A 14,091-nucleotide genomic window follows, 5' to 3' on the forward strand; every position below is an offset into this window, starting at 1 on the left:
CTATTGCGCTCGGCGTTGTCGGACAACTTCATACATCAGTACGCCGGCTGCCACAGAAGCATTTAACGAATTTAATCGGCCAAGCATCGGGAGCTTGACCAGGAAGTCGCACTTCTCTTTAATAAGCCGCCCCATCCCTTTGCTTTCATTGCCGATTACAACCGCAAGCGGCATATCAAATTGTGTAGCATAAACGTCCTGTTTTGCTTCTACGTCTGTACCCGCTATCCAAACGCCGGCTTTCTTCAGTTTATCTATCGTGTTAGCGAGGTTCGTTACTCTCGCAACTGCCACATGTTCAGCAGCGCCAGCCGAAATTTTGAGCACAGTGGCCGTCAAGCTTGCCGAACGGCGCTTCGGAATAATAACGCCATGCACACCGGTACACTCAGCAGTGCGCAGTATAGAACCTAAATTATGCGGATCCTCAATTTCATCCAAAATTAACAGAAACGGCGTTTCTCCGCGCTCGGCAGCTACTTCAAGCAATTGCTCAACCTCTGCATAGGCAAAGGCTGCCGCTTGGGCGACTACCCCTTGATGCGCTACTCCAGGCACCATCGCATCGAGCTTGCGCTTATCGACAAACTGCACGATAACACCATTCTTCTTAGCCTCCGCAACGATAGGCTGCGTCAAACTTTTTTGCCCGCCCTCTGCTATCCATATCTTATTGATTTCTCTACCAGAGCGAAGCGCCTCTAGAACAGGATGCTTGCCTCCAATATAATCTTCCTGGTTGAATTCCTCCGACATATGCAGCCTCCTTTAATTATGACTTATGCTCGTCCTGGAGCATGATTTCAATTAATTCCATGATTCGTTCCGTACGTTCCATATAAAATAAGTAGCCAACCAAACATTCCAAAGCAGTTGCATGCCGATAATCAGCCGGGTCGGCGTTTTTCGGCGGTGCTCCTGACTTGGCATTGCGGCCGCGCCTTACGATATCCTCTTCTTCCTCAGTAAGATGCGGCCGCCATAGCTCAAGCACTTTTCTTTGCGCTTTAGCCGATACCAGCTTCGTCGCCTCTCGATGCAAATGATGCGACTTATTGTTGGGCAGCGAAATTAAATACTGCCTGATCACCATTTCATATACAGCATCCCCAATATAAGCCAGCACAACAGGATTCATAAGTCCCGGCTGTTTTTGAGGCTTATAAAACAACAAATTCAAATTATCCTTCATCGATTCACCGCTATGCTCCATTATTTGCGCCGCCAGCGAATACCCTGCGGCGTATCTTCCAATACAATATTGCGCTCTTGCAGCAAATCGCGAATTTCGTCGGCTCTTGCCCAATTTTTAGTCTTGCGGGCTTCCGTGCGTTCCACAATAAGCTGTTCGATTTCTTGATCAAGCAGTTCCTCTTCCGAAGCGGCAGGCAATAGTCCAAGCACCTGGTCCATCTCCTGGAAGAGGGTGAGCAGCATGCCCAGCCCCGCAGCCGTAATGTCAGCTTTCTTCATGTAAAGATTAGCTTCCGTCACTGCCTCGAACAAAGCGGTAATTGCATCAGGCGTATTGAAATCATCATTCATTTTTTGTTCGAACTGAGCTTTAATTGCTAGCAAGCGCGCGCTTAACTCCTGGTCAGCCGGATGAAGCGCTGAATCGCTCTCGGCAGCAATGCTGGCAAGGCGATGCTGCAAGTTGCTTACACAATTCGCAATTCTCTCAACGCTGTTTTCTGCTTGAGCGATCGTATCATCGCTGAAATTAAGCGGGCTGCGGTAATGGGAGGACAGCATGAAATAACGAATCGCATTCGGCTTGATCCGCTTTACCAGCTCATGGACCGAGATCCCGTTTCCTAACGATTTGGACATTTTTACGTTATCAATATTAATATAACCATTATGCATCCAATAGTTAGCAAGCGGTTTTCCCGTAAGTGATTCTGACTGTGCCACTTCACATTCGTGATGCGGGAACTGCAGATCGCTTCCGCCTCCATGGATATCAAGCGTGTCGCCCAAATACTTGCGAGCCATCGCTGAGCACTCGATATGCCAGCCAGGTCGTCCAGGTCCCCAAGGGCTATCCCAATTCAACTCTCCCGGCTTAGCGCCCTTCCAAAGCACGAAATCCTGCTCCGACTGCTTGCGCTCGTCAACGCCAATGCGAATGCCGAATTGCAGCTCATCCAAATTTTGATGCGACAGCTTCCCATAGGATTCAAAGGTTGACGTTCGGAAATAAACATCGCCTTCACTGGCATAAGCATGCCCCTTGTCCACGAGCTCTTTAATAAATGCAATGATTTCAGGCACATGCTCTGTCACACGGGGATTCAATGTCGCTTTATTCACGCCAAGCGATTTTACATCCTCATAAAAAGCCGCGATAAATTGATCCGCAACCTCCGGTACCGTAATGCCCAGCTGTCCTGCTTTTTGAATTAGCCGATCATCAATATCTGTAAAGTTCGTCACATAGGAAACCTCATACCCTGCATATTCCAAATACCTTCTTACTACATCAAAGAATATAGCAGGACGCGCATTGCCAATATGAATATAGTCATATACAGTCGGGCCGCAAACATACATATTAACCTTCCCCGGATTAATCGGCTTGAACTCTTCTTTCGTTCGAGTCATCGTATTATAAAGCGTGATTGTCATTTTGTGATTCCCCTTTTTCCTTTTGGTGTTGACGCAGCTCGCTGAGCTCTTCCTTCAAACGATCAATGTCCTGCTGCATAGCGCGGAACATTTCTATAACAGGGTCTGGCAGCTGAGTATGGTCCAATCTGTCCTTTACTCTCTCGCCATTACGGCGCACCACACGTCCCGGATTTCCGACGACAGTACAATTTTCCGGCACCTCTCGCAGCACAACAGCATTAGAGCCAATGCTGGAGGAATCTCCTACTTGAAACGAACCAAGCACTTTTGCACCGGAGCCGATAACAACATTATTGCCAATAGTCGGATGTCGTTTTCCTTTTTCTTTTCCTGTACCGCCCAGCGTCACACCTTGATAAATGACGACATTATCACCAATCTCGCATGTTTCGCCTATTACGACACCCATGCCATGGTCGATAAACAGACGATTGCCTATCCTAGCTCCTGGATGAATTTCAATCCCTGTCATAAAACGGCTGAACTGCGAGATCAGACGGGCAAGAGCAAAAAATTTTTTGCGGTATAGAAAATGTGCGATTCGATGCGCCCATATTGCATGCACGCCTGAGTACGTTAAAATAACCTCGAGCCTGCTTCGCGCTGCCGGATCATTCTCAAATACTACATCCACATCAGATTTAAATTGACGAAACATTCTTTTCCCCCCATGACTAAGTGCCGTCTGCGCTTATCATCCGCCCATCATTTGTAACGAATGTGAGAAGGCTCGGCTCATCCCCTTAACGAAATTGACAAGGTCACACACTCACGCACGTTCCGCTATTTTCCGAAAAGCCAGCATTTTTAAATTTTCGCGGACACACATTCCGCTATTTGCCGAAAAGTCGACACTTTTAAAATTTCGCGGACACACATTCCGCTATTTGCCGAAAAGCCGGCATTTTAAAAATTTCGCGGACACACGTTCCGCTATACGGCTCCAAATGGAACTTTTTCTGCGAATTATCGACCAATAACGGAACGTCTGTCACTTTGCTATCTCAAAACTGCAATTTTTAACATAATAGCGGAACGATTGACCGCCTGGGAAGGCCGTCACTTCGTTGTGGATTAGGCAACAAACAAAGAACGGCAGCGCCAGCCAGTTCTGTATGATATTTCATATACAATTGTGTTTTTCGCACCATTTCTGCCTATTCTATATGAATTTTCACATACATTTGGTCGTTCTCAATCAGCCCCAGCCTATTCTGTATGATATTTCATATACAATTGTGCTTTTCGCACCATTCCGGCTTATTCTATATGAAATTTCATATACATTTGGTCGTTCTCAAGCTGCGCCGGCCTTTTCTGTATGATATTTCATATACAATTGTGGTTTTCGCGCCATTTCTGCTTATTCTATATGAAATTTCATATACATTTGGTCGTTCTCAAGCTGCGCCGGCCTTTTCTGTATGATATTTCATATACAATTGTGGTTTTCGCGCCATTTCTGCCTATTCTATATGAAATTTCATATACATTTGTGCTTTTCGCGCCATTCCGGCTTATTCTATATGAATTTTCACATACATTTGGTCGTTCTCAAGCAGCCCCAGCCTATTCTATATGAAATTTCATATACATTTGTGCTTTTCGCGCCATTCCGGCTTATTCTATATGAATTTTCACATACATTTGGTCGTTCTCAAGCTGCGCCGGCCTTTTCTGTATGATATTTCATATACATTTGTGCTTTTCGCACCATTCCGGCTTATTCTATATGAATTTTCACATACATTCGGCCATTATCAGGCAGCGCCAGCCTATTCTGTATGCTATTTCATATACAATTGTGTTTTTCGCACCATTCCCGCTTATTCTATATGAAATTTCACATACATTCGGTCGTTCTCAAGCAACGCCGCTCATTTCTGTAATTCTCAAGCTGCGCCGGCCCAACTATCACTTAAAGAATAGTTCCGCCGCAAAGCAGTGAAGGCTTATACTTTTCTTACTAAAACAAAAACACCCCTGCAGCATCACATGCTGCAGAGGCGTTTTATCGCGGTCCCACTCTGCTTAGATGTTCACATTGCCGAAACTCCCCCAGCAACATAAAACATCACTTTAAAATCCTTAACGCGGATTGACGTTGCCGCCTACCCTGAAAAGCGCTATAAAAAACGCGTTCAGCTCGGGACAAAGCTCCCAGGTGCATTTTCCGTCCAGCTGATGAGACAACTTCCAGCCTCTGTCCGCCCGATAGCTCGGCTATCCGGCGAATCCGGTTGTCCTCTCTGTGCATCCCGCTGTCAACGTACTTCTCCTGTTCGTTGCCGGTCCTATATTTATGCTGCGCAGCAACATAATAGTTAGCCATAGTATAGCGAATCCCTCGCTACATAACAAGTATATGTTTTGTTCCTTTACTTCGCTAATCTTCCATTCAAGCGTTCTGCCACCTTCGCTTTGCCAAGCAGCATAATCGATTGATTCAGGTCTGGACCATGCGTTTGTCCGGTTACCGCAGCGCGGATTGGCATAAACAGCTGCTTGCCCTTAAAGCCCGTTTCCTTCTGAACCGCTTTAATCATATCTTTTATCGCATCGGCATCAAACGCGCCTTCGTCAGCTTCTTCTACTTTCGCCAGAAAAGCTTGCAGAACGGCCGGAACTTGTTCCTCTGCCAATACAGCTGCCGCTTCTTCTTCATCCACAACATTTTCCTGGAAGAAGGTTTGTGTTACATCCGTAATTTCAGCCGCATAGCGCAAGCGATCCTGATAAAGAGCAACAAGCGCATTTACCCATTCCTGCTGCTGCTCATCCAGCTCGCTAGCAATCAGCCCTGCTTTTTGCAAATGCGGTATGCATAGTTCAACAACTCTCTCCAGCTCTGCCTTTTTCAAATACTCACTGTTAATCCAGCTAAGCTTCTGCGTGTCAAATACGGCAGGGCTTTTACTTAGACGTTCCGGCTTGAACACTTCGATCAGCTCTTCTCGAGAGAACATCTCCTGTTCCCCTTCAGGCGACCAGCCGAGCAAAGTAATGAAATTGAACATAGCTTCTGGCAAGTAGCCAAGCTCATCATATTGCTCAATGAATTGAATAATCGATTCATCTCGTTTGCTCAGCTTCTTCCGATTCTCGTTCACAATAAGCGTCATATGCCCGAAAATAGGCGGCTCCCAGCCGAATGCTTCATAGATCATCAGCTGTCTAGGCGTATTGGAAACATGGTCTTCTCCGCGCAGCACATGGCTAATGCGCATTAAATAATCATCCAGCACAACTGCAAAATTGTAAGTCGGAATACCATCCTTCTTCACGATGACGAAATCGCCCATTTCAGCTGTGTCAAAGCTTATCGTACCTTTAACCAAATCATTAAAAGTGTATGTTTTTCCTTCCGGCACACGGAAACGAATGCTTGGAATGCGGCCTTCCGCTTCGAAAGCAGCGTGCTGCTCAGCTGTCAGGTCGCGGTGCTTGCCTGAATAACGGGGAGTCTCGCCACGAGCGAGCTGCTCCTCCCGCTCCGCTTCAAGCTCCTCTTCTGTGCAGTAGCAGCGGTAAGCCTTTCCTTCGTCAATCAACTGCTGCCAATACTTATTATAAATTTCAATTCGCTCAGTTTGACGATACGGTCCATATTCACCGCCTAGATCCACACTTTCATCCCAGTCCATGCCGAGCCATTTCAAATATTGCAATTGATTTTCTTCTCCGCCTGCCACATTGCGCTTTACATCTGTATCTTCTATACGAATAATAAACTTTCCGCCGCGGCTGCGAGCAAATAAATAATTAAATAATGCCGTTCTTGCATTACCAATATGAAGATGTCCTGTTGGCGATGGCGCATAGCGCACTCGAATTTGTTCTGTCATGTTTATTGATCCTCCCTGCGTATTAAGCAAACCGCCGTTTGAGCGGCAATTCCTTCTCCCCGGCCGACAAAACCAAGCTGCTCTGTCGTCGTAGCCTTAACATTCACTTGCGATTCATCCGCCTTAAGCGCTTTGGCAATCACTGCCCTCATCTGAGGTATGTATGGCAGCATCTTAGGCCGCTGCGCCATAATGGTACAGTCGATATTGCCGAGACGATATCCCTTCTGTTCAATTAGAGCCCATACATCTTCAAGCAGCTTTAGGCTGTCAGCATCTTTATAGGCCATGTCCGTATCCGGGAAATGCGTGCCGATATCGCCAAGCCCAACCGCTCCAAGCACCGCGTCTGTTACAGCATGCAGCAGCACATCCGCATCAGAATGTCCGAGAAGCCCTTTTTCATACGGAATCGTCACTCCCCCAATAATACAAGGCCGTCCCTCGACCAGCTGATGAACATCAAAGCCTGTCCCCACTCGAATCATTGCTCATTCTCTCCCTTGTTGCTCCTTAAGCCCGCCATCAGCATATGCGCCATTGGCAAATCCTCCGGAGTTGTAATTTTTATATTTGTATATTCCCCTTCAGCTACATACACCTGCATACCCGAACGCTCAACCAGCATAGCGTCATCTGTGCCGACAAAGCCGTCCGCACGCGCCTGTTCATGCGCCTCAATCAACTGGGCACGACGAAAAGCTTGCGGCGTTTGGATAGCCCACAAGCTTTTACGATCCGGTGTAGCAGTAATTTTACCTGTATGATCTACTTGCTTGATCGTATCTTTTACCGGCACAGCCAGTACGGATGCTCCCTTATGCTCCGCTATCGCACAGCACTTCCTCACAGCTGCCTCGGTTACAAGTGGACGCACGCCATCATGCACCATCACCCACTTGCCATCCAGGCGCAGCAAGCCTTCGTAAACCGAATCCTGACGCTCCGCACCGCCGCATACGACAGCTTTTACTTTATCTAGTTGATAGTCGTTTACCCATTGCTCACAGCGAGCTACATCCAGTCCGCCTACTACAAGAACAATTTCTTGCACGAAGGCCATCTGTTGGAATAGCTCCAGCGTATGAACAAGAATCGGCTTGTCCACCAGCTGCAAATACTGCTTGCTCTCCGGCGTTCCCATACGGCTGCCGCGGCCGGCAGCTACAATTACGACGCCCCACTGTCCTGCTACCTCTACCATGTCTCAACCTGCCTCACGCTGTTTTTGCATCCCCGCTAACAAGCATGCAAAACGATTGCATACAATAGTCTTATTGTACCTCGTTACAGCGCTTTTTCCAACAACTTCGGCTTAGCAAATATCATCCGGCCAGCTGAGGTTTGCAAAACACTTGTTACAAGCACTTCCATCGTCATGCCAATATATTCGCGCCCGCCCTCTACTACGATCATTGTGCCGTCATCCAAATAAGCAACGCCTTGTCCGAATTCCTTGCCATCCTTAATGACCTGCACCACAATTTCTTCACCCGGCAGAACGACCGGCTTCACTGCATTTGCAAGATCATTAATATTAAGGACAGACACGCCCTGCAGCTCACACACTTTATTCAAATTAAAATCATTTGTCACTACTTTTCCTTGCAAAGCTTTCGCCAGCTTTACCAGCTTGCTGTCAACCTCTCCAATTTCCTCGTAGTCGCCCTCGTAGATGAGTACTTTTACTTCTAGCTCTTTTTGAATTTTATTCAAAATATCGAGCCCTCTGCGGCCGCGATTGCGCTTAAGCAAATCTGAGGAATCGGCTATATGCTGCAGCTCCTCAAGCACAAACTGAGGAATAACGAGCGTTCCTTCAATAAATCCAGTCTTGCAAATATCTGCGATTCTGCCATCAATAATGACGCTTGTATCCAAAATTTTATGCTCTTCAAAACCTCGTCCTTCATCCGGTGCTGCAATTGGAATCTTTCGCTCCATAAGATGCTGCAAGCCAGAGCTTAGCTCTTCCTGCTTAGACAGCCCTACACAAAACCCTAAGTATCCAAGAACCAAAGATAGAAAGGCAGGTACAAATTGACCCAGACCTCCTAAATCTGCTACTGCAGGATAAAGCATGACCGATAACAGCAAACCGACTAACAATCCAGCAGATCCGGCAAAAAGCTGCTTCATTGGCAGCGCGGCCGTACGGTCTACCGTAAGCTGCAAGTACGTAATAAGTCGTCCAGCGAGCAGAGTAGCTACTATTAAGCCGCATAGTGCTCCTACGGCTATATTCATGTAATAAGTGCTTGATTGTTGGAATATAGTAAGCGACGCTCCAGACCATGCAGACGAAGGATTAAAAAACTTATAGGCTTCGTTTCCGGTAAAACTTCCAAACAAGATCCCAATTACTTGTATTATTCGTCTAACCATAATGGTTCACCTCCATTACAATTATGTTCCAATTTTAGGATCTTTAATCGTTCGCAAACATATTATTAACAATTTTATAAAATTCACAATTCATATTTTGTAAACGGAGCCAATGAGGTCTATAATGAAATAGAGATTACTTCACAAGAGGTGGGTGAGAGAAGTGGAACCGATCAATACTCCAACGCTCGATCAATTCCAGCAGCAAGTATCGGAATTACTGCTAAGACACCGCAGCTTACTTGATGTGATGTCAAAGTTCGGGCAATCCAATGCAGCGGTTAATCGTGCAGTTACGAAGGCTGTAACAGATTGCGGTTGTATAGAAATCAATGCCAAGAAACAATCTTACACGGAGGAGCTTGACCTTGAGCATGCCAAGAGTTCTATGCAAAGCCATTTATCCGGACAACTATGTGAACATTGCTATGATGTACTGAAAAGTGAAATGGGTCGTAATTTGTTCTACATGACTGCTTTATGCAACTTGCTTAATTTAAAACTGGACGATGTTGTTGCCAATGAGTCCAAAAAATGCTCAACATTAGGTTTTTTCAATTTGACCTAAACAGACGCCTATAGTTGAAGAAAAAACCGCAGGCTCACCATTTAAGTGGTGCCTGCGGTTTTTTCAATACAAGAATAAACGGCTCCGCCGTCAAATAAAAAACGCCTCTTCAGCGTATTAAAGCTGGAAGAGGCGTTGCTTCGTTACAATGTTGTTTAAGCTAAACGTTCCGATTTGGATTCATCGTTGCTCGGATCATTTTCCTCGCGTTTCCGTTTGCGCTTGACGACTCTGCGGTCAACGTTTTTTTTTAATCCATAAAGCGCATAGAGCAGCAGCGGAATAAATAAAATTTGTGACAGCTGATTTTTAAACGTAATACCAAGAATAACTGCAATGATAACAATTAGCGGAACGATCCATACAGCATTTTTGGGAATGCCTACCTTTTTGAAATTAGGATAACGAATTGTACTTACCATCAACAGAGATAAAGCTACCGTAGTAACAGCCAGCACAACTACCGAAATATCATGGCTGAACAAAGCCAGCGTCGCTAATACGCCGCCCGCAGCAGGGATCGGCAAGCCTATAAAATAACCAGAATTGCTTGTAACAACATTAAATCTTGCCAGACGCAAAGCGCCGCAGATCGGAAATAATGCAGTAATGATCCAAGCCGCTGGCTGATATATATCTTGAAACGCAGTCACATACATAATGAATGCTGGTGCTGCTCCAAACGAAACAACATCCGAAAGCGAATCCAGCTCCTTGCCAAATTCACTTTGCGCATTGAGCGCCCGAGCCACACGGCCATCCACACCATCAAGCAGCATCGCTATAATAATCATCATTACAGCCATTGCCGGATTTCCATTAAACACTAGAATGATGGCAACGATCCCCAAGAACAAATTTCCGATTGTAAATAGACTTGGTATCGATTTTGCAATCATGAATTACACCTCTTCTCTCCTAGCAGACCCAATCCATACGTAAAATGATTAGCCCGCATTCAACCAATTGTATGGGATTTAGATTTGCCTGTCAATAAACATCTGTTCTTGAATCCGTCTAAGCCCTTCTTGAATGGAGCGCGCGCGCACCTCTCCAATGCCGTCAACATCGTCAAGCTCCTCAATAGTAGCCATCTGAATTCGAGGAAGATGCTGGAACCGTTCGATGAGATTATTCATAATCATGATCGGCAATCTTGGAATTTTGCTTAGGAGACGATACCCGCGAGAAGCAACCGATTCTTCAAGCATGCTATTGGCGTGTGGATAACCCATTAGTCGAATAATTGGAGTAAAATCAAGCAGCTCATCCCAGCTCAGCTTTTTCAGGCCGGCTCTAAGCTCTCTAATTTTCTCGTCTGAATTATCCTTTGCATAATCCTTAAGCAAATACCAAGCATCTTGTTCCACACCGGTTACTAATTCTTCCATCTGCATGCTAATAAGCCGTCCTTCTGTGCCCAGCTCATTGACATAACGTTTAATTTCCATTTTGATACGAAGCACCATCTCAACACGTTGAATAACATAAGCGACTTCCTGGAGAGTAACCAATTCCTCAAACTCCAGTGCGGACAAGTTGGTAAAAGCTTGATTCAATACCGCTTTGTATTTCTCCAACGTTTGAATCGCCTGATTCGCTTTAGTAAGTATTACGCCGATATCCTTTAAAGAGTAACGTAAATTTCCTAGATATAGCGTAATAATATTTCTTCGCTGTGAAATGGAGACGACCAGCTTGCCTGTTTGCTTGGCTACCCGCTCTGCAGTTCGATGCCTGATCCCTGTTTCTGTAGATGGAATGGTGCTAAGAGGAATAAGCTGGGTATTGGCGTACAATATACGCCTCATATCTTCACTCATAATAATCGCCCCATCCATCTTGGCCAGCTCGTACAGATAATTGGGCGAGAAATCGCAATTAATCGAGAAGCCTCCGTCCACTACCTCCATTACCTCCGGACTATATCCAACAACAATTAGTGCTCCTGTTTTAGCTCGCAGAACATTTTCCAATCCATCTCGAAAAGGGGTCCCTGGCGCGACTAATTGCAATAATTGGTTCATAATTTCTTGATGTGCCGATTCCTTCATGTCACTACCCCCTTTTTATCCCAAAGCAGCTTTCAATGCTTCAGACACCGTGTTTACGCCTATCAGCTCAATGCCGCCCGGCGCTTTCCAGCCCTTCATACTTTTTTCTGGCATAATTACTCTTTTGAAGCCCAGCTTCTCTGCTTCCTTAACGCGCTGTTCCGCTCTTGAAACCGCTCTAACCTCGCCTGTCAGGCCAACTTCTCCGAATATAACATCATATGGCTTAGTAGGCGCGTCTCGAAAGCTGGAGGCCAGACTAACCGCTGCAGCAAGATCGACAGCAGGCTCATCAAGCTTTACGCCTCCGGCAACATTCAAATAGGCATCCTGCGTCTGCAGGAACATGCCGTTGCGCTTCTCAAGTACAGCAATAATTAGCGCCATCCGGTGGTGATCGATGCCAGTGGCCATTCTTCTTGGCGAAGGAAAATGGGTTGTCGCAACAAGCGCCTGCAGCTCAACAAGGACCGGTCTCGTACCCTCCATGCTTGCTACTACAGTGGAGCCGGCTACGCCCAAGGGCCGCTCCGATAAAAACAGCTCTGAAGGGTTGGACACTTCTCTTAGCCCGCTTTCGCCCATCTCGAAAATGCCAATTTCATTAGTCGAGCCAAATCGATTTTTAGAACATAACCCAATGTCTCGTTTATCGTCTATTTTTACAATTTAGACGATTGGACTGAACGAAGCTGCCTAATATTGATAAACAATTAAATGAAGGATATGTTCAAGTGTGGAAAAAACTCCCCCCCACACTATTCATATCGACATTACCCCATACCTATATAATATTGAAACTGCTCAAAAATAATGCTTTTAACCACATAAGAAATCCCCATATCCTAATCCAGAAACTAAGGGAATGTTCGGATGCTAAATCTAAATCTTTACACATCTAATTTAGTATACCTGAAACTTCCTTTCCTTAAAAGAAGTCAAGTGAAACACGATGGTTGAATCATTCATCAAGACATTTTACGAAGATATTATGATGATATCATGACGAAACGCTTAATTCCTCGAATAAAATTTCAAAAAAAGATTTGCAATTGTGGGAAAGAAAATAGTCAAAGATTTCTTTGATTCATCGAGTAATAAAAATGCAGAAGACCTCATGTTACGAGACTTCTGCATTTTGTATTATTAGATAGTGTATGAAAAATGGATTGTAAAATTGGAAAAACCTTGTGACATAATCACAAGGCTTCCTTCAATTATCCATAATTGGCTAGGCGCTACGAGGCGCAATCAATATTCTGTAATTAAATATTACCACCAATCGGCAATGCTGTCAATTGTCCTTGTGATGATGCAACTTGTTCTTCTAATAACCTGATTTTATTAGTAAGTTCACCATTTGACTGAGTTAAATCAGCAATAGTTTGCTCTAAACGTTCTATCCTCTTCTTAACTGGATTGAAATACAGTTCAATCAACTTGTTCGTAATTTCATTAAATTTAGTGTTACCAACTTGACCTAATACATTACCTTGAATTCGTTTTTTTGAGATGACTCTTACTTTATCAAGTTGAATCCCTGATGGATGCATAAACCCATCACTTCTCTCGCCTTTGATAATATATTCACTTGTTTTATTGTATCTTCCTTTGGAGCAAGGCACCACTAAAACTTCATTAAACATATGACCATAAATAATGCATGGATGTTTGTAAGCTGCTTCATATCCATAATTAGTTGCTCCTAAATTAACTAAAACAATATCTCTAATCTTATACTTCCATGGTCTGCTATTATCACCTTTAAATTGTTCCCACTGCTTCCACTCTAACATAACAGAAGCAGTATCATAAGAAGATTGCTGTTCTAGAAAATTAATTACTTTGTTTGTTACAGGCTCAAAATTATCTACAATTTGCTGATTATCTTTTGATACCACTTGTTTGTATCGTTCATCGTTTGCTATTACACTTAACGTTGTATAATCTGGTGTCAATTTTAACCCTCCCTTATGAGTCATATTTCGACACATTGGGAGCATTTACCTGCACCAATTCAGACATAATTCAACATAAACATAGATTTCCGAAAACACTTGCGATTAACTTCCGTCAAACTTTATTAATGATAAATTTAAATAAGGAATTATATATCTGTTAAAGCATTCACTTTATCTGATTAATAATGTATTCTGCATCTCTCCCAACACCACCAATAAGCGCTAAATTACGAGAAGTTTGATATGGTAAGCCCACAAAGAACAAACCATCTACTGGGCTAACTCCATTGGCATGTATCGGTTTACCCTATCCAGAAACTAAGGGAATGTTCGGATGCTAAATCTTTACAATATCCTATTTAGTATACCGTAATTTTATTTCCTTTAACAGAAGTCAAACGATTCACTTCATACTTAATCATTATAATAGAAGTCTGACGCTTATAAGCGTAAAAAAGACCCAAAATTTCAGAGTCTTTTTACAAAATCCATTATTGAAGGAATTCCATCTGGAAAATTACAAAAATGCTTTTATGGGTGAATCCATTAAGCCTAACATCAACAGAAACTACATTAGAAAAGAAAAAACTTGAACTAAAATTTAAATTATCAAAAAAACAGAAGCCCTCATCGCAATGAGGGCT

General features: G+C 44.1%; 12 protein-coding genes and 1 pseudogene. 1 reads left to right on the top strand and 12 read right to left on the bottom strand.

What is annotated here, in order from left to right:
- The 8 genes from rlmB to ACRRU2_RS16920 form a co-directional block, all read right to left on the bottom strand.
- On the bottom strand, window positions 1-756 hold the full coding sequence (gene rlmB / locus ACRRU2_RS16885; protein WP_331702449.1) for a 23S rRNA (guanosine(2251)-2'-O)-methyltransferase RlmB: 756 nt from the start codon (window positions 754-756) through the stop codon (window positions 1-3).
- Between the two features lie 16 nt (window positions 757-772).
- Entirely contained in the window at window positions 773-1,213 is a 441-nt protein-coding gene (locus ACRRU2_RS16890) for a Mini-ribonuclease 3 (protein WP_331702448.1), read from the bottom strand.
- On the bottom strand, window positions 1,213-2,631 hold the full coding sequence (gene cysS, locus ACRRU2_RS16895) for a cysteine--tRNA ligase (protein WP_331702447.1): 1,419 nt from the start codon (window positions 2,629-2,631) through the stop codon (window positions 1,213-1,215). Before cysS ends, ACRRU2_RS16890 begins: the two co-directional genes overlap by 1 nt.
- Window positions 2,612-3,292: a serine O-acetyltransferase gene (cysE, locus tag ACRRU2_RS16900; RefSeq protein ID WP_432503390.1), complete on the bottom strand. Its 681-nt coding sequence runs from the start codon at window positions 3,290-3,292 to the stop codon at window positions 2,612-2,614. The genes cysS and cysE overlap by 20 nt, the downstream gene beginning before the upstream one ends.
- A 1,720-nt stretch (window positions 3,293-5,012) precedes the next feature.
- Window positions 5,013-6,479 carry a glutamate--tRNA ligase gene (gltX, locus tag ACRRU2_RS16905; protein WP_331702444.1) on the bottom strand — a complete coding sequence of 489 codons (1,467 nt, stop codon included), beginning with the start codon at window positions 6,477-6,479 and terminating at the stop codon, window positions 5,013-5,015.
- Window positions 6,480-6,481: 2 nt separating this feature from the next.
- Window positions 6,482-6,967, bottom strand: coding sequence for a 2-C-methyl-D-erythritol 2,4-cyclodiphosphate synthase (gene ispF / locus ACRRU2_RS16910; protein WP_331702443.1), 486 nt, complete (start codon window positions 6,965-6,967; stop codon window positions 6,482-6,484).
- Window positions 6,964-7,683 carry a 2-C-methyl-D-erythritol 4-phosphate cytidylyltransferase gene (gene ispD, locus ACRRU2_RS16915; protein ID WP_331702442.1) on the bottom strand — a complete coding sequence of 240 codons (720 nt, stop codon included), beginning with the start codon at window positions 7,681-7,683 and terminating at the stop codon, window positions 6,964-6,966. Before ispD ends, ispF begins: the two co-directional genes overlap by 4 nt.
- Window positions 7,684-7,766: 83 nt before the next feature.
- The gene (locus ACRRU2_RS16920; RefSeq protein WP_331702441.1) at window positions 7,767-8,864 is read right to left on the bottom strand and encodes a PIN/TRAM domain-containing protein; all 1,098 of its coding nucleotides are present in this window, start codon (window positions 8,862-8,864) and stop codon (window positions 7,767-7,769) included.
- Window positions 8,865-9,036: 172 nt separating this feature from the next.
- On the opposite strand from ACRRU2_RS16920, the gene ACRRU2_RS16925 reads away from it, so the two are divergent.
- Complete coding sequence (locus ACRRU2_RS16925; RefSeq protein ID WP_331702461.1) at window positions 9,037-9,432, top strand: DUF1573 domain-containing protein; 396 nt, start codon at window positions 9,037-9,039, stop codon at window positions 9,430-9,432.
- Between the two features lie 155 nt (window positions 9,433-9,587).
- Here ACRRU2_RS16925 and pssA read toward each other — a convergent pair whose 3' ends face one another.
- From pssA to ACRRU2_RS16945, 4 genes and pseudogenes are all read right to left on the bottom strand, one after another.
- Entirely contained in the window at window positions 9,588-10,331 is a 744-nt protein-coding gene (gene pssA / locus ACRRU2_RS16930) for a CDP-diacylglycerol--serine O-phosphatidyltransferase (RefSeq protein WP_432503394.1), read from the bottom strand.
- A gap of 78 nt (window positions 10,332-10,409) precedes the next feature.
- On the bottom strand, window positions 10,410-11,486 hold the full coding sequence (disA, locus tag ACRRU2_RS16935) for a DNA integrity scanning diadenylate cyclase DisA (RefSeq protein WP_331702439.1): 1,077 nt from the start codon (window positions 11,484-11,486) through the stop codon (window positions 10,410-10,412).
- A 15-nt stretch (window positions 11,487-11,501) separates the two neighbouring features.
- A pseudogene (locus ACRRU2_RS16940) lies at window positions 11,502-12,113 on the bottom strand (magnesium chelatase domain-containing protein); the annotation flags it as partial.
- Between the two features lie 638 nt (window positions 12,114-12,751).
- On the bottom strand, window positions 12,752-13,444 hold the full coding sequence (locus tag ACRRU2_RS16945; RefSeq protein ID WP_432503397.1) for a type II toxin-antitoxin system PemK/MazF family toxin: 693 nt from the start codon (window positions 13,442-13,444) through the stop codon (window positions 12,752-12,754).
- Window positions 13,445-14,091: the final 647 nt, after the last annotated feature.

Source organism: Paenibacillus sp. GXUN7292 (assembly GCF_050864975.1).
Classification (GTDB): domain Bacteria; phylum Bacillota; class Bacilli; order Paenibacillales; family Paenibacillaceae; genus Pristimantibacillus.